17 protein-coding genes and 1 tRNA gene are annotated in these 17,380 nt (G+C 34.6%); 11 read left to right on the forward strand and 7 right to left on the reverse strand.

All coding sequences use genetic code 11. The features are described from left to right. Positions 1–55: 55 nt before the first annotated feature. From A9996_RS07860 to A9996_RS20495, 7 genes are all read left to right on the forward strand, one after another. Entirely contained in the window at positions 56–961 is a 906-nt protein-coding gene (locus A9996_RS07860; RefSeq protein ID WP_066433052.1) for a leucine-rich repeat domain-containing protein, read from the forward strand. Positions 962–1,127: 166 nt separating this feature from the next. Beyond that, a tRNA-Met gene (locus A9996_RS07865) sits at positions 1,128–1,200 on the forward strand. A gap of 575 nt (positions 1,201–1,775) precedes the next feature. Continuing rightward, a complete protein-coding gene (locus tag A9996_RS07870; RefSeq protein ID WP_066432957.1) occupies positions 1,776–2,390 on the forward strand; it encodes a hypothetical protein in 615 nt (204 codons plus the stop codon). Between the two features lie 108 nt (positions 2,391–2,498). Continuing rightward, a complete protein-coding gene (locus A9996_RS07875) occupies positions 2,499–3,122 on the forward strand; it encodes a hypothetical protein (protein ID WP_066432960.1) in 624 nt (207 codons plus the stop codon). Positions 3,123–3,129: 7 nt separating this feature from the next. Beyond that, the gene (locus A9996_RS07880; protein ID WP_066432962.1) at positions 3,130–3,915 is read left to right on the forward strand and encodes a hypothetical protein; all 786 of its coding nucleotides are present in this window, start codon (positions 3,130–3,132) and stop codon (positions 3,913–3,915) included. A gap of 34 nt (positions 3,916–3,949) precedes the next feature. Further along, complete coding sequence (locus A9996_RS07885) at positions 3,950–4,549, forward strand: hypothetical protein (RefSeq protein WP_111625958.1); 600 nt, start codon at positions 3,950–3,952, stop codon at positions 4,547–4,549. A gap of 564 nt (positions 4,550–5,113) precedes the next feature. Next, positions 5,114–5,341: a DUF3995 domain-containing protein gene (locus A9996_RS20495; protein WP_248912329.1), complete on the forward strand. Its 228-nt coding sequence runs from the start codon at positions 5,114–5,116 to the stop codon at positions 5,339–5,341. Positions 5,342–5,711: 370 nt separating this feature from the next. On the opposite strand, the gene A9996_RS07895 is transcribed toward A9996_RS20495, so the two are convergent. Next, a complete protein-coding gene (locus tag A9996_RS07895; RefSeq protein WP_066432969.1) occupies positions 5,712–5,978 on the reverse strand; it encodes a DUF3601 domain-containing protein in 267 nt (88 codons plus the stop codon). Between the two features lie 518 nt (positions 5,979–6,496). Between A9996_RS07895 and A9996_RS07900 the strand changes: the two genes are divergently transcribed. Both A9996_RS07900 and A9996_RS07905 read left to right on the forward strand, forming a co-directional pair. Continuing rightward, a complete protein-coding gene (locus A9996_RS07900) occupies positions 6,497–8,863 on the forward strand; it encodes a TonB-dependent receptor (RefSeq protein ID WP_066432971.1) in 2,367 nt (788 codons plus the stop codon). 4 nt (positions 8,864–8,867) lie between these two features. Then, entirely contained in the window at positions 8,868–9,713 is an 846-nt protein-coding gene (locus A9996_RS07905; protein ID WP_066432972.1) for a DUF4249 domain-containing protein, read from the forward strand. Between the two features lie 677 nt (positions 9,714–10,390). Here A9996_RS07905 and A9996_RS07910 read toward each other — a convergent pair. From A9996_RS07910 to A9996_RS20505, 6 genes are all read right to left on the reverse strand, one after another. Beyond that, on the reverse strand, positions 10,391–11,305 hold the full coding sequence (locus A9996_RS07910; protein WP_066432973.1) for an acyl-CoA thioester hydrolase/BAAT C-terminal domain-containing protein: 915 nt from the start codon (positions 11,303–11,305) through the stop codon (positions 10,391–10,393). A 437-nt stretch (positions 11,306–11,742) separates the two neighbouring features. Beyond that, on the reverse strand, positions 11,743–12,312 hold the full coding sequence (locus A9996_RS07915; RefSeq protein WP_066432974.1) for a pyridoxine/pyridoxamine 5'-phosphate oxidase: 570 nt from the start codon (positions 12,310–12,312) through the stop codon (positions 11,743–11,745). Between the two features lies 1 nt (position 12,313). Further along, positions 12,314–12,712 carry a GNAT family N-acetyltransferase gene (locus tag A9996_RS07920; RefSeq protein ID WP_066432976.1) on the reverse strand — a complete coding sequence of 133 codons (399 nt, stop codon included), beginning with the start codon at positions 12,710–12,712 and terminating at the stop codon, positions 12,314–12,316. Positions 12,713–12,829: 117 nt separating this feature from the next. Then, positions 12,830–13,528, reverse strand: coding sequence for a LytR/AlgR family response regulator transcription factor (locus A9996_RS07925; protein ID WP_066432978.1), 699 nt, complete (start codon positions 13,526–13,528; stop codon positions 12,830–12,832). 224 nt (positions 13,529–13,752) lie between these two features. Next, entirely contained in the window at positions 13,753–14,109 is a 357-nt protein-coding gene (locus A9996_RS20500) for a sensor histidine kinase (RefSeq protein ID WP_248912330.1), read from the reverse strand. Further along, positions 14,106–14,492 carry a hypothetical protein gene (locus tag A9996_RS20505; RefSeq protein ID WP_066432981.1) on the reverse strand — a complete coding sequence of 129 codons (387 nt, stop codon included), beginning with the start codon at positions 14,490–14,492 and terminating at the stop codon, positions 14,106–14,108. Before A9996_RS20505 ends, A9996_RS20500 begins: the two co-directional genes overlap by 4 nt. A 257-nt stretch (positions 14,493–14,749) precedes the next feature. Between A9996_RS20505 and A9996_RS07940 the strand changes: the two genes are divergently transcribed. Together A9996_RS07940 and A9996_RS07945 are read left to right on the forward strand one after the other, a co-directional pair. Further along, positions 14,750–15,613 carry an ABC transporter ATP-binding protein gene (locus A9996_RS07940; RefSeq protein ID WP_066432982.1) on the forward strand — a complete coding sequence of 288 codons (864 nt, stop codon included), beginning with the start codon at positions 14,750–14,752 and terminating at the stop codon, positions 15,611–15,613. A gap of 59 nt (positions 15,614–15,672) precedes the next feature. Further along, positions 15,673–17,220 carry a hypothetical protein gene (locus A9996_RS07945; protein WP_066432984.1) on the forward strand — a complete coding sequence of 516 codons (1,548 nt, stop codon included), beginning with the start codon at positions 15,673–15,675 and terminating at the stop codon, positions 17,218–17,220. The last annotated feature ends 160 nt before the right edge of the window (positions 17,221–17,380 follow it).

The raw sequence follows: 17,380 nt of genomic DNA on the forward strand, positions 1-17,380 counted from the left end.
TTTCATCGGCATTATTATACATTCGTTTATAATTGTGCCAACCAAATCTATTTTTATGAAAACTTTCAAACTTACACTACTGCTTTTTACAATGACCATAGTGTCTTTCGGTCAAATTTCAACACAAGAAAAAAATGCACTTATTGCACTTTATAATTCCACCAAAGGGCAAGAGTGGCAAAACACTTGGGACCTTCAAGCTCCAGTTGAGACTTGGTATGGGGTTAAAGTTGTAGATGACAAAGTTGTGGCAGTCAATTTAGATTACAATAATTTGAATGGACCATTGCCAAATGAATTGGGAGACTTGGTTTACTTAGAGGAGTTAAGTATGTTCAGAAATTCAGTTTCTGGAAACATTCCAACAACCATAGGTCAGTTGGGTTCCTTAAAAGAAATCAATTTGAGCTTTAATAAATTGGAAGGCACCATACCTTATGAGCTGACTACTTTAGCAACTTTAGAAACTTTGAGATTATTTATGAATGAACTCTCTGGAAGTATTCCTAAGTCTATCGGAAATCTTGATAACCTAAAAATACTAGAATTATATAGTAATAATTTAAGCGGAATACTTCCAAAATCGATAGAAGACTTAACCGAGTTAGAAGAGTTGCTTCTCAGTAGTAATGCGTTTATTGGGAAGTTGCCATCTGATTTTTCTAAACTCAAAAACCTAAAAGTGTTAAGCGTTTTTGACAATCAATTAATGGGTACCATCCCAGCCTCTATCGGAGATTTGACAAATTTGGAGGAGTTAGTGCTTTCTAACAATGCATTTTATGGCGATTTGCCTTCAGAATTGAGACAGTTAACAAAGCTTAGAGCCCTGCTGTTAGGTAGTAATAATTTTAAAGGAGAATTAGCACAGTTGGGAAAAAGTTTTCCTAACATAGTAGAGTTTGATTTTGCAAATATAAACTCTGTAGGAGTGCTTGCAACCTTAGACACAGAAGATTAACCTTGACGTCAATATTTATTGAACTCCTAGCTTAATATGTTAGGAGTTTTTTATTTAAAAATGTTTTTGTTATCGGAAAAAACCTCATATATTTGCAATCCTAAAATGGTCCAGTCGGCATTATGAACCGAGAGTTAAAAGCTAAGAGAACCTTTAGAGTTTACATCGCGGGATAGAGCAGTAGGTAGCTCGTCGGGCTCATAACCCGAAGGTCACTGGTTCGAGTCCAGTTCCCGCTACTAGCAAAGACAAGGCTTCACAGAAATGTGGAGCCTTTTTTGATAAAAAACAACGATTTCACTGGTTCTCCCGACGCTTCGGGACAGTTCCCGCTACTAGTAAAGACAAGCCTTCACAGAAATGTGGAGCCTTTTTTTATTAGGATAGGTACAACATAGGTACAACATTTTGATGTTTTTCGAATTTCCTAAGAAAAAAAATGACCAGGCCAATGAAATTAAGGCTCATCTTAAAGAATTTCAGTGATGATAGGAAAGGGAAAAAGCATATCGCACACCAGGGCATGTATTTTTCTATTCAAAAAATGATAACGTATTTCTGCTGATTCAAAGCGCCTATAAAATCAAAATCATTAAAATTTCTTTAAACAGGACTGAAAGATAAGGGGAACAAACTCGTCATCAACTATCACGTTACAATTAAAGTTTGCAATTTCTTCAATCGTATATTTCAATATCTAGTCAAAATAAAACGTTGTCTGCATATTTAAAACGCCGTTCGTCTATTGCTTGTTTTTTAAAGTTTACTTAAAACTTACTTTTGAGCAAAATATCTAAATAAACAACAACAGATCATGTCAACAAAACAAAAACAAAGATCAGCATTAGTAATGTCAGCAATAGTGCTTATGTGTGTCACTACTTTTAGCCAAACCAACAAAAAGCCTTCAGATTATTTTAATGTACCAGGACCGATTATGTTTGAGCAAAACTCCTACCATCTGAACTGGAGCAGTCATCCTTCAGCGACGTATTACAAGCAAGAATATATTCCAAAAGGAGAAACCACAGAAGCCTTCAAAACAATGCTCATGCTGGAAGTACTTACTTCAGGAGCTGACGCAAAAACTGCAGTTGCCAATAAACTCGCAGAATTGAAACAGATGAAAGCTGCTAACCCTTTGGTGCAATTTTCAGAAATCAATAACCCTAATAGCGGCGAATATATGATTGAGTTTGTTTTAACCGCCAATGCAGCTGATGGTACTGTGACTATAGCAGAGCGAAATGTGTACCGTTACAAATCTTATGCTGGTAAATCAGGAAAAAAGGGAGTAGTTTTATTTGCAGTGAGTAGCCGAGCCTATGGAAAAGAGGTGCCTGCGTTTTTTTCGTCATTAAAAACGAGTCAAAATAGCTTGGTGAAGAAAGTGATGTCATTTAAATTTCCAGAAATAACGATACGCTAAAAGCAAGTTGAGTATTTCTGAACAAAATACAGGTTTCTGTTTACCTTTTTATCGTGAATGTATTCCATAAAAAATTGATTTTAATCTTAATAAAATAAACTTCATACGATGTATAATTTAACTTCAAAGGAATTGTATTTGGCAAACAGCGGGCAAAAACTGTACATATATAAAGATGGTTTTGGTGATGTTTATAATGCCACTCCAGAAGAAGAAGCCGAATGGGCAAAGGAAGTGGTAGCAAAAAATTTGGTCAAAAATCAAACTGAAACTAACAGCACAAGTTTGCAGTTTGCCATTGAGGCATTGCAGTATCATAAATATCCGGAGCTGGAAGATTTGCTCCTACAGAGTTTAGAGCATACGACTGCGGTATGGCAAATTGTTTTTGCTTCGGCATTATGGACTATGGTGAATAACCAACAAAGTTTTGATATCATTTACCAGAATCTCCTGCAACATAGAGTTGACTGTTTAAACGATGTATTTTTAGGGCTTGGGGATTTTAAAAATCACAATGGAGCAAGACGTTTTGTAATAAAGTGCCTGGAAGGAGATGATGATGAACTCGCTGTTAAAGCGAATGTAACACTTTCAATTTGGGCATGGTCTGGATTGCCGGAGTTAAGAGAAAACAAGTTATTGGACATGCTACAGCCTGAACATAAACAGCAGCCAACATTTAAGCCAGCAATCGAACAATTGAAACAACTATTAAACATCGTAAATTAAGTAGAAGATGGGACTATTTGATTTTTTAAAACCGAAAGTTGAGCCAAGGCAGTCGATACAGATAATTCCTGCAAACCGGCTGGAATGCGATAGCAGCAAAACAGCTATTGTAGCGGCACTTTTCAAAACTCCAAAAGAGCAAAGAGATGCAGTTTGGGACAAAACATTTTACGAAAATGTGGCCCACGCAAGTTTCGCATGCGCTACGCCACAGGTTTTAACTGGACCTGATGGATTTCCTTATTTTATTTTGAATACTCCCGAAGAAAACAAACCATTCGAATCCTTCTGTATCAGCAATATGAAAGATGATTTTTTATTGGCAAATGGATGGGGCGTTGTGTTTAATCCGACAGCATATAATTCTGCTGATTGGGTTTTTACTTACGGCGATATCGTCGGGTTGCATCTGAACAACAAATTTATTGATGAAACAGATCCGTCCGATATAGAAAATATTGAATTTACGAAAACGGTAGGCGCACTAAAAAAGGAAGAAAAAGTCATGATTGCCCAGCCTTCTGTAGACTATCTCCCATTTGCTACGCGCCATGCACTGAAATTATTTCTTCAAAGTAAGGGAATTAAAAAACCAAAGCTGATGTTATTGAATTGTTATACAGAGAGTAAAGTGACTCGTAAACTGGCCTTTAATATTCATCCGGAAGATTATCCCATCACAAGTCAATTGGATTATCTAATGCAACAGGTGGGTTGGTTTCTTCCAAGGCAATACATCATCATTCCTTTACCCAAAAAAAGTCCGCTGGCTTCTGGTTTTTATGACATGTAAAAGATTTAAAATTTTAACTAAAAACTAAAAACTAATGAAAATAAACAACATACATCGCCTTTTGGCAACATCAATCCTAACATGCAGCCTTTTCCTTTGTTTTTCTTGTGGTGACGCAGTGGCACATAATAAGGAGAAAATCGCAATGGTACAAAACAATCCAGACACTCCAAAGCAAGTGATCATCAAGTTTTTGAATTGGTATAAGATCAATTTGAACAAAGCCAATAATTTCCCTTTTCTGATAAAAGATAGTGCGGATAATTTTATGGTTAACACATCGGCCTTTACCGACTACCTGAACTTTCTTGAAACCAGTGACTGTATTTCGCAACAATATATTGATGACTGGACTGTTTATTTTAATGATAAAGCCGAGGAATTAAAAGAGCATCCGCTCCAATCTGATGTCCCTGAAGGTTTTGATTTTGATTTTGTTTTGATAACGCAGGAACCGGATTTATTGTTGAACCAGATTGACAGCATCATATTCACCCCCATTTCTGCAACTGATTCTGTCGCCTTGATCGGTTTGAAATGGCCCGGAGAAAATACTTCGGAATATGAATTTGAAATGTATAAAACAAAAGCCGGTTGGCAAATCGGTTACATCTCGACACCAAATTATGACTAATCAATAACTTCAATCAATGGTGTCCGATAAAGACTTAAGACCGCTACAAGACATAAGACTTGATTCGCAAACATTTGAAAATTAAGGAAATCTAATTTTCATTTTCAAACTCAAAACTTAAAATAGATTTTAGAACTTTAGCAAGGTGTTATATTTTAAAATTTATCCGATATAGAGACTATTGAATTTACGAAAACGGTAGGCGTACTAAAAAAGGAAGAAAAAGTTGTGATTGCCCAACCTTCTGTAGACTAACTCCCATTTGCTACGCGCCATGCACTGAAATTTGTTCTTCAAAGTAAGGGAATTAAAAAAACAAAACTGATGCTATAGAGTTGTTAGCACCAATTTGAGAAAAACGAACTGAAATTATGATTTTATCAATTTTATTAAGCTTAAAATTAATTGGACTTGGAATGATTCATTTCAATTGGGTAATTGGAGGGAAATTTGGATTTTCGGAATCATTACCGACCAAAAAAAACGGAGAAAGAGTCTTGAATACCGAAAAAAATTGATTGCGCTATCGTTGGATTTGGATTAACAGTATTCGGAATTTTTTATATTCTTAAGTCTGGACTTATTGAATTCAATTTACCTGAATGGATTATGACATACGGAAGTTGGATAATTCCTATAATATTTCTTTTACGAGCAGTTGGAGAATTTAAATATGTTGGATTTTTTAAGAGCGTAAAAAAAACGGATTTCGGAAAATTGGACACAAAATTCTTCTCGCCTTTGTGCCTTATAATCGGAATATTTGGAATAATAATTCAACTAATGAAATAAAAAATTGGAGCTAACAATGTATAAAAATAAAGGCTCAAATTTGTGCTTAACCAAAGGTCGATGCAGGTTCACTACATCTGATTTTCCTGCGGAAAATCCTCGCACACAAGCCCGCAACCATTCTTATACAAAACTGTTATACAGAAACTAAAGTGACTCGTAGACTGGCTTTTAATATCCATCCGGAAGATTATCCCATCACAAGTCAATTGGATTTTCTGGTGCAGCAGGGTTGCCAGCTTTAAGACCTATGACCATGGATATGGTGATGAAGATGCAGAAGTTGCGTCTCATAAATATCTGAAGGGTAAAAAAGTGTCCGAGGAGTAAAGTTCAAACAACGTATTCTATGTTATTTCCCTCTGGAAATTTAGATTTCAATTAGTTCTACATAGTTCATAAATGTATTCAATAGCTCTTGTTGTTCCTCTGGTATTGCTTGGAAGCGATAAATTACATCTTTGCCATTTTCAATTACGAACAATGAAAGTCCAGAATGATAGGGTAAAAATGTCGTTTTGTCAAAAATCCATTCTTCTCCAATTTCATGGATTATTCTATCATAATCAGCAAATTTGGTTATAACCCTATATGGTTTGCCTTTCGTTAGTTTATTGATATCTGATTTATATTCCATAATTTTTGATACGACTATTTCAGTATGCTAATGCAAAATAGCAAACAACGTTTACCAAAATTTTTGGTAACAGGTTTCATATTCCAAAATTCGCTATTTCCGCTTTGACAATAAAATTATTTTGTTAACCATTCTCCTAAAACGGGCATATCTAAAATTAAAAAAAGGGATTTCTATTTTTCTTTTTCGATAATTATAAAAACTTTTCTCCCGATTCAAAAAAGAGCAAGACTATTAAGACCAGAAAATTCCTTGGCAAAGGAAAGAACCGTAAGTCTATCTCTCTTATTATCATCAATAATGATAGAATTAAACGTTGCAATTCATCATTGATTTAGCTTCAAATATAAATAGTTACTAAACTTAAAATGTTGTCTGCATAATTAAAACGTCGTTCATCTATTGCTTCTATTTTAAAGATTACTTGACAATTACTTTTGTGCAAAATTTAAATAAATCATGAAAATAAAATCAATGATTTAATACAATTAATATCAATTTTAATAATCAATCAAATCATGAAACAGTTAAGCTTACTAATTATTTTATTCACATCACTTTTATCAGCACAAGAGAATTATACCATAAGTGGTACCATTAAGGATGTAAACAATGGAGAAACCGTATTTGGAGCCTCGGCGTATTTTAAAGATACCACAACGGGCGTATCGTCGAATGAATATGGGTTCTTTTCTCTCACCGCCCCAAAAGGCACTTACACGCTGATAGTCTCTTATATGGGATATACTGACTATTCCAAAACTATTGTCTTGGATCAAAATCAAAGCTTTGACATTGAGCTTACGGAAAACTCTACCCAATTAGATGAGGTCGTCATCACTTCGGAGGAATCAGAGCAAGTGAGCATCAAAAAACCGCAAATGAGTGTCACCAAGTTAAATGCTACTACCATAAAGCAAATGCCAGTTGTTTTGGGAGAAGTGGATCTTATCAAATCCATCCAAATGTTACCAGGAGTCACCAATAATGGAGAAGCCTCCAGTGGTTTTAATGTGAGAGGCGGCGCAGCAGATCAAAATTTAGTTCTTCTGGATGAAGCAATTATCTACAACACTTCCCATCTATTAGGATTCTTTTCCGTTTTTAACGCCGATGCCATAAAAGATGTCAAATTATATAAGGGTGGCATTCCTGCACGATTTGGTGGACGCGTTTCATCCGTATTAGATGTCAGACAAAAAGATGGTAATAATAAAGAATTTGCTCTTACAGGAGGCGTTGGTATAATTTCAAGTCGGTTAGCAGCCGAAGGGCCATTGTATAATGATAAGGGATCATTTTTAGTAGCAGGGCGTAGTTCGTATGCACATTTATTCTTAAAAATGGCAGGAGAAAAAAATAGCTTATCATTTTACGACCTTAATCTCAAAACCAATTACAACATAAATGATAGCAATAAGATATTCCTATCAGGCTATTTTGGTAGAGATAATTTTGATTTTTCTGGGAATTTTAAGAGTAACTATGGCAATCTATCTGGAAATTTACGTTGGAATAAAATTTTCAATGAAAAATTGTTTTCAAACCTATCACTTATTTACAGTAAATATGATTATCAGGTTATCTTCGACGCTGAACAATTGGATTGGGTTTCGGATATCAAAAATTACAATGTCAAGTATGATTTTAAATACTTTACCAGCCCCAAAATAAGTTTTGATTTTGGAGCAAGTACAATTTATTATGAATTTAATCCTGGGGAAGTAAAACCCACTGGCGATGATTCTTCAATAAACTATTTAAAGTTAGATCAAAAGCGCGCTTTGGAAAGTGGCTTATACCTAAATGCAGAACACAAAATTACCGATGTGCTAACCGCAGAATATGGGATTAGACTCAGTACGTTTTCAAGATTGGGTGGTCAGACCTTAAACGAATATGAAAATAATCAACCAGTGGTTTACAACGACGTTTTAGGTGTTTATGAAAGCGGAACCGCTATAGGCGAGACGGTTTATAAAAAAGATGATGAGATTGAATCTTATAGCAATTTAGAACCACGTTTGGCGCTCTCTTATCAAATCAATGAAAATTCATCAGTTAAGGCCAGTTATAATAAAGTGTCCCAATACATACATCTTCTGTCAAACACGGCATCGGTAAGTCCACTCGATGTTTGGGCACCAAGCGGTAAATTCATCAAACCCCAAATTGCTGACCAGTTCGCAATGGGCTATTTTAGAAATTTAAGAGATAATTCATTGGCACTTGAAGCAGAGGTGTATTATAAAACTGTTGACAACCGAATCGATTATATCGACGGTTCCGATTTAATTGGTAAAAACAATATTGAGACGCAAATTCTAAATGGAGAATCAAGAGCCTATGGACTGGAACTGTTATTAAGAAAAAGCAAGGGAGATTTTACAGGCTGGCTGGCTTACACACTTTCTAAATCAGAACAAAGAGCCTTGGGAGGAAACGCTGGAGGACCTGGTATCAACAATGGAAATTGGTACAATACTGCTTATGATAGAACCCATGATATATCATTCACAGGGGCTTATAAATGGAATGACAAATGGACCTTTGGCACTAATTTGGTGTTCCAAACAGGGCGACCAGCAACCTTTCCTAATGGGCAGTATCAGTATGAAGGACAAAGCATTGCCAGTTATTCTGAAAGAAACGCCAATAGATTGACTAATTATCACAGGTTGGATATTTCAGCCATATATACGCCAAATAGAAAGCCGGATAATAAGTTGAGAGGTGAATGGATGTTTGGTATTTATAATGTCTATAACCGTAAAAATGCAGCCTCAATTTCATTTGGTCAAAACAAGGATTCGGGCGAAAATGAAGCCACTCGAACAGCTATTTTTGGTATCGTACCATCAGTAACCTATAATTTTAAATTTTAATATCATGACAACATTAGCAAAATATATATTTTTAGTAATTACACTCACATTCATGTCTTGTGAAGATGTAATCGATTTAGACCTACCAGCTGCAGCACCACGCTTGGTCATTGAAGCCTCTTTAGATTGGGAGAAGGGAACCTTGGGCAATGAGCAAACCATAAAATTGAGTCTGTCAAAACCGTATTTTGATGCCGATGGCATTACTGCTGTGATTGGTTCATCAGTTAAGGTCACCAATGATACCGATGGAACCGTATTTGTGTTTATAGACCAGAACAATGGTCTTTATACGACTGATAGTTTCATACCCATCCTCAATCAATCCTATACACTGGAAGTTATCCATAATGGAGACACCTATATAGCTCATGAAACACTGATGCCAGTGGTGGATATTCAGGATGTTAGACAATCTTTAGAAGGCGGTGATGACGATGAAGCTTTGGATGTGACCATTTACTTCAACGACCCAATCGCAGAAACCAATTTTTACTTACTCAAGTTTAAAGAGCAAGGTGATTTGTTTCCAGCCCTGTTTGATTTAAAAGATGAATTTACAAATGGAAACCAAATGTCTGCATACTTTGAAAAATTCAATGATGAAGAATCCGATGAGGAAGAATTTGTATCAGGCGATGTGGTAGATATTCAATTTTATGGAGTTTCGCAACAGTACTACAATTACCTGCACATATTAATTGGGCAACTAAATTCGGGTGGTGGGCCATTTGGTTCAACTCCTGTAGGTTTAAAAGGGAATTGTCTTAATACGTCAAATCCATCAAAGACGGCATTTGGATATTTCAGATTGACACAGGTAGTGCAGACTTCTTATATATTTCAATAACTTAATGAATTCATTTATTATGAAACCACTTATAAAGACTATAAACAAGCTATTCAATGATTTTTTCTACAGTGTCTATTTACAGTAATTACTGTTGACACTTAATAATCCCAACCTTTCAAAAAAAAGAGCCCAATTCGTTAATAAGAACATCCTATTTTAAGGGTGTTGGGTTGGGCTGTGGAGAGTCTCGATGCACAGCTCTCCAAATAAAAAATGGCTTTGGGGAATCCGTAGACTTTCCAAATGGGTATATCCAAAGCCATGGTTTATAAGGTGTTAGCTGTAGTTGTATTTTTCATCAACATTCAACATAACGTCAGACTATTTTTTATTAGGCTCGACAAAATGGTAATATTATTTCATCTCTTTGTCGATTCTTTTTCTTGCTTCAATTTCAGAAAAACCACGCTTATTGATGTTTGCTTTAAACCTTAATTGCCGTAACGTTTTATCATTTGGTTGTGCATTTCAATAATTCTGACTAACGTTTATGTACAGTTTTGATGGCAGCTATTATTTCCCAACACTCGGTATTTCCGATTGGTCAAGAAAGATTATTTTATTTTCTTGCCTTCCAACGTTCACCATTTCATCTGCACCTGTCGAAGCTCCACTCTAAAGCTGCGGTTAGATTTACCCAATATCGATGCTGGATAAGATTTTGATTTTCATGATTATTTAGTTTTTTCAAGTTGAGACAAAACGAATTCTACACTTTTGGTCATGGCTTCTTTAAAGGCGTCAATCGTTCCACCGAAGTGGGCAATCACGTTATTCATCTTTGAAATAATTTGCTTTTTATCTTCTTCAGTTGCGAAAGGAACGAGGAACCCGTGTCCTGCATCTGGAAAGTCAAGATGTTTTACATCATATTTGTATTCTTTAGCTTTTAATCGATGCTCAATATTATTTGCCATTGCAGTGGAAGGCCAGAATTGATCTTGGCCTCCCGATAATAGAATAACCACTGCTGCTGAATTTTCCATAGGAATGATTGTCTTTTCATCTATTTGTTTTTCCATTGCACCCAAATAGAAATTGACGATGGGATAATAACCACGACTATAATCATAAAGAAGAAAAGGCAAAGGAAGACCATCTTTTGTCCATGAAGATTTTGGAGTAGCATATCCTTCACGATTAACACTCTGCCACACCGCATGACTGGGAGAAGCTGCAACAACTAACTTGATTGACTTGTCTTCAGATGCTAACAGCAAAGCTGCTTCCGTTCCTTTGGATACGCTGATGACGCTGATGTGATTGCCATCTACACCAGGCAATGTTTTTAATTTGGATAAGGCAGATTGGAAATATTCAAGTGGCACTTCTTCCAATTGAGCAGGAAGACAGGGTTCGCCAAAGTAGGCGAGCGCCATGACACCAAAACCTTTTTGTGTCAATACCTTTGCCCATTGTTGTCCAAAGTTCAGTCCACCTTCAGAGCCACCCAAAACGAGCACTGCAGGAAATTTTTGAGATTTTGGTGGAAACCATTCATAAACGAGTGCGCTTGTTTTTGTGTCCTGTACTTGTACAGCATGAGTAATGCCGATTAGAAAAATGACAGAATAGATAAGTGATTTCATACTTGTGTTTTTTTAGCTTTTGTTGTTTCTGCCTTATTTTAAGCTTTCAATTTTTAATTTTTTCGCTTCTTTGAACCAAAATATTTCGAGAATTATTGTGACTACTCCTAATACAATGGCTACTGGTGTATTGTCTGTCCATAACCATTTTATTTCTGTGTTGCTAAAAGTAAACGCAAAACATAAAAGCCCGCACATTAGTGTAGAGCTCATAAATAAATTTCATTTTTCATTGTATTGAATTTTAGTTTGACATTCATTTGTCGATACAAAAGTATGTCGCACTTAAATTAAACGAAAGAAAGTTGGGGTTGAAAAAAGGTTGATGGTAGGGTTGAAAAAAGGTAGGTTATTCGTCTGAATCGTTTATGTCTTTGTATTTCTTCAAAAAGGTAAATTTCACTTTTCCCAAATCAAAGTCGGTAAAATCTGCATTATCATGACTGAAGTTGTTTTAAATTCCACTCGCCATTTTCAATTTCGTAAAGTTTCCTATCGTGATAGCGTGTCTTTTTGAAATCCATGAATTCAATTCGTAAGGGTTTAATTGAAAATCCACCCCAATTATTCGGTCTTGTAATTGCGGTCTTTTCCGAAACTTTTTCCAATACTTTCTTTTCCAGTTGTTCCAGATTGTCAATTTCTTTTCCTTGCTCACAAATCGAAGATACAGCTTGGGAATTCAAGTTGCGTTCGCTGAAATAGTGGTCCGCAAGTTCTTCGGATAATCTTGATGCTATTCCTTGAATTCTGATTTGCCGTTCTGTTTCTGTCCACCAAAATGTCAAAGCCACTTTGTCATTAGTCTCCATTTCAATTCCTTTTCTTGAATTTAGCGAACCTGTAATAATGAAGCAATTATAAATTAATTCTTTATAGGAAACAAATCTTGCGTTTGGAAAAGAATCCATTCCGATAGTGGATAAACTAACTGCGGAAGAAATTCTTGCTTTTGATAGTTTCAATTCTTCGTCAAGCCATTTTTTGAAAATTTCTATTGGTTCCATTCTATTCTTTTCGGTTAATGATAAAACTACTGTCCTGTTTCGTAAAACCTACTTTTGGATAATAGCCCATTGCTGTGGGTACTGAAAGTAGAAGAACCATACATTGTTCACCAACTTTTTCTTTGGTCAACTCAATTAATTTTTTACCTATTCCGAATTTTTTGTAGTCGTGTCTTACGGCGAGGTCAGCAAGATAACAGCTCCAAACCCAATCCGTAATATTTCGTGAAACACCTACCAAAACTTCGTCGTCCCAAGCTGTAATAATGAGGTTAGAATTTTGAAACATTTTTTCTATCCTTTCTTTGTCATTTGTTGGTCTTGGCAACCCAGAATTTTCGTAAAGTGCGATAATTTGTTCCGCTGTTGGTGTTATATCAAGTTTATAGTGTATGTTCATTTTCGATGGTTGTGTAATCTTTTTAGTTTGAAGAGAACTTAAAACAAATCAATTGTTTGGAATGTTTATTTTGCTTGGGTTATAGGTTTAAGATGCTTTTTTGAACCACTTGACGAACTAAATCTTATCTAAAACATCCTTTCTATAGGATTTCCCAATGGGTAATTTGACACTGTTAGATAAGACAATTTGATTGCCGTCAATCAACTTTAAGTGATTGAAATTTATAATATAAGATTTATGTATTTTTAAAAACTCTTTAGGCAACTTGGTCAACACATCTGATAGTGTTTGTGGTGTTAAAATCATTTCATTGGTAAAAATTTTGATATAATTACCGAATGCCTCAATATATTGAATGTCATTAAAGTTAATTTTTATTATTTTCTTATCACTCTTTACAAATAATGAAGTGGTCAATTCTTCCTCAACAATTGGCACCGTACTATTTTGAGTTGGAGATTTTTTCTGCACTTTCAAAACAGCCTTCAAAAAACGTTCAAATGAAAAGGGTTTCAGTAAATAATCAGCAACTGAAAGCTCAAAGCCCTCAACCGCATATTCAGGGTAAGCAGTCGTAATAATAACATCAGGCTTTTGCTGTAGTGATTTTAATAAACTTATGCCTGAAAGTTTAGGCATATTAATATCCAAAAATAAAATGTCCACGTGTGTTGACTGCAAAACCTCCATCACTTCAAAAGCATTTTTGCAAGATGCTGCCAATTCTAAATTGGGAACTTCTTGAATATAATTTTCTAAAATTTGACGAGCAATCGGCTCATCGTCTGCGATAATGCATTGCAATGTTTTCATCTATTTTTTTTTGGCAACTACTTGTTTAAACATAGATACTTAAAGATACACAATATTCGTTTTTCTCTCTCTGTATTTCCAATGTGTGCTTCTCGGGGTAAATTAATGATAACCGTTTTTTTACTATTTAAAAGTCCTATGCCACTTTTCCCCTTTTCTATAGTATCTTCTATTTGAAAAGTATCACTATCAAACGTATTGACACATTTAAAAAAGAGTTGCTTCTATCTATTTCGATTGAGACAACACTCGGTTTTTTTATTTCCAGAAACACTTAAATGCTTGAAGGCATTTTCAACAAAAACAATTAACATCATAGGTGCTATTCTTTTTGTTATATCATTTACTTTATTTTCGAATACAATCTCTGTTTGGTCTTCCAACCGGATTTTTTCCAACTCCATGTAATTTTCCATATAGTGAATTTCTTTTTCCAATGAAACCATAGCTTCTTTAGTTTCATACAAGCTATAACGCAATAAATCCGACAACTTTAGCATCAAACTTGGTAACTTATCTGATTTGGTTACGGATAGACCGTATAGGTTATTTAGTGTATTGAATAAAAAATGGGGATTCAGTTGTGTCTTTTAGCTAATTTTAATTCTGCTTCTTTTTCTTGTTGTCTTCTCGTAAAACTATCCCTTGCAATTTTAATCGTTGAAGCAAAAATTAATGCCAAGACCATCACTCCTAAAAAGTTGATAAACATATTTCCCTTAAATGGCTGATTTGTTACGACTGTGATAAGAAAAACTGCGATTATGGTAAATAGTAGAACATTCAGAATGAATAGAAGGAAAAATACAATTCGGTTTTTAGCAAAAAAAGGAAGGATAAACAAGTTGTTAACATACACGGAAGGAGCCAATAAAAGTATAATCAATAGAGAAGAAGAGACTCTATTTTCAGCTTGAATAACCGACAATAAAATTAAAAAAAGAAAAAACCAAATAGAAGACATTTTGAATAATTTTATTATCTATCCATGTATCTAATTTCGACATTCTGCTTGTATAAAAAATTATTTCAAAAATAGCATATTATAACTCTCATTGCATTTTTTAATGACAAAAGGCACTCGTTTAAGTTTGAACCTTCTTTTTTAAGTGATAAAGGTTATAAGAGGGTTTAGTCATTTTTAAAAGATGGTTGGTCATTCTTATTTTTGTTTAACAACCAAACTTCTCAATTTTGATGTAACAATTAAACCTATAAAAAATGCAATTAGTAATTCATAATGTCTCGAAAAAATACAACAAAAGCAAATACGGAATAAAAGATTTTTCCATAACAATAGAAAACGGGATTTTAGGCTTGCTTGGGCCAAATGGCGCAGGGAAATCGACCTTGTTAAAAATGATAGCAACAGTGAGCAAACCTACCGACGGTATTATAACTTTAAATAAAAACAACATTATTAAAGATGCCAACTATATGAGAAAACAGGTCGGATTTCTACCTCAAGATTTTGGCGTGTATCCTAATTTGAACGCTTTTGAGTTTTTGGAATATATGGCAGCCATGAAAGGCGTTGGTGGCGAAAATCTAAAGATGAGAATTGCTCAATTGTTAGAAGGATTAAATTTAATTGACGATGCTAAAAAACCTATTGGAACCTATTCGGGTGGAATGAAACAAAGAATCGGCATTGCACAGGCCTTATTGAATGACCCCAAGATTATAATTTTTGATGAGCCAACCGTAGGTTTAGACCCAGAAGAACGTGTACGTTTTCGAAATCTAATCTCCGATTTGGCGAATGATTGTATCGTCATCCTATCGTCGCATATTGTATCTGATATCGATACCATTGCAGACCAAGTAGCCATCATGAAAAACGGCCAATTGCTGACTTATGGCAATCAAGAGAATGTCATTAAATATGTAGAAAACAAAGTATACGAGGTTATCATTGAAAAAGAACAATTGTCAGTTTTTAAAACCGTACATATTGTAGTCAGTACAAGCCGAAAAGAGGGGAGGTTACTGGTGCGTTATATTTCTGAAAAGCCCGTAGACATGTCAAAAAGCAAACAAGCGAATTTAGAAGATGCCTATTTATATCTAATTAGAACAAATTAAAATTTTGTCTTTAGTCTGCCTAAAATTTTCAACCAATAACTCTTACAAAACTTTGAATTATGAATTCATTTTTCACCATTATAAAATCCGATTATTTGCAACGAACCAGAAGTTATTCGTTTTTAATAACCTTGTGCGCAAGTTTGGCCATAGCCTATACATTTGTTCCTGAACCAAACACCAATTATACCACAATAAGAATTGCAGATTATGTTGGTTATTACAATTCGGCTTGGTTTGGTTATATCACGGCAATTATGGCGAGTGTCTTTTTGTCGCTTGTTGGTTTTTATCTTATTAATAGTGGCATTAAAAAAGATATTGACCTTAAAGTTGGTCAAATCGTTGCATCCACTTCTATTTCCAATTTCAAATATTTGTTTTCAAAAGTTTTAAGCAACTTTTTAGTACTAATGACCATCATTTGCATTGTATTTACAATGAGTATAATTCTTTTCATGCTCTATAACGATGGATTTCCTTTCGAACCATTTCAATTTATAAAACCTTATTTTTTTATCACAATTCCGACGATGTTCTTAATTTCTGTTTTAGCTGTCGTTTTTGAAGTCTTATTCGGAACCTATTCAGTGCTGCAAAATGTTGCATTCTTCTTTTTATTCACAACCATTATGTCATTGTCAGCTAAAACAGGAAGTGACGCTTCACTGGATTTTTTCGGGAACGATAGTGTGTTGCGCAATTTGGAAGAAAAGGTTAGAGAGATTTCCAAATCTGATGAAAAACCAAATTTGACAATTGGTTATACTATGGGAAATAGGGACGAAAGCAAAAAATTTCATTTCAATGGAATTGATTTTCCTACAAAATTCATCTTTAGTCGATTGGTTCTAATTTTATTTGGTACAATTATAATTGTAGTAATATCTCCCATATTCCATAGGTTCAATGTCAAAGAGCAAGCAGCTTCAAAGAAGTTAGAACCCATTATAGAAAGACAAAAAGTAATAAAAGAAATAAGTCTGCCCAGCCTGCCAAAACCTCAAATAAACTTCGCTATTCTTCCATTGGTAAAGACAGAATTTTTGCTGTTGTTGAGAAAAGGTAAAAGATGGCTTTGGCTACTTAATTTAACAGGAATGATTCTTTTGGCTGTACTTCCATTAAAAATAGCTCATCAAATGGTTCTTCCAATACTTTGGTTTTTGCAAGTTAGCCGATTATCCGACTTAACTACTAAAGAAATAACTAACAATATTCAGTATTTTTCATTAGCATCTTACAGACCGATTAGTAGGTTATTTGTGTCACAATTATTAGCTGGTATCGTTTTAATGCTATTGACAGCGTTGCCGTTAATCGTCCGGTTAGGACTGCTATCAAATTTTTCGGAAGCAGTCTCCGTAACATTAGGCGGAATTCTAATCGTGGTGTCAGCAGCTTTATTCGGCATTATATCAAAAGGAACAAAACTGTTTGAAGTTTTGTTTTTTATGATAACCTATGCCAATATCAATGGTATTGTTTTGGTTGACTATTTCGGGGGGTTTGAACATCATTCATATTATATGCTACAGATAAGCGCACTTATAATTATTGGAATGAGCATTAGTTTTATCAAGAGAAACTATCAGTTGAGACAATGAGATGTATTGTGATCTTTTTTAGTTTTTGTAAAACAAAAATTGCATGTTTATTTCTATATTAGATTTAGGAATGCCATTTCAAATCAGATTTTCAACATAAAAACAGAGATGTTACACTAAGGCTACGTTCAATATTTAGTTTTCTACAAAAAAACGAGAC

This window comes from Gelidibacter algens (assembly GCF_001678675.1).
Lineage (GTDB): Bacteria > Bacteroidota > Bacteroidia > Flavobacteriales > Flavobacteriaceae > Gelidibacter > Gelidibacter algens.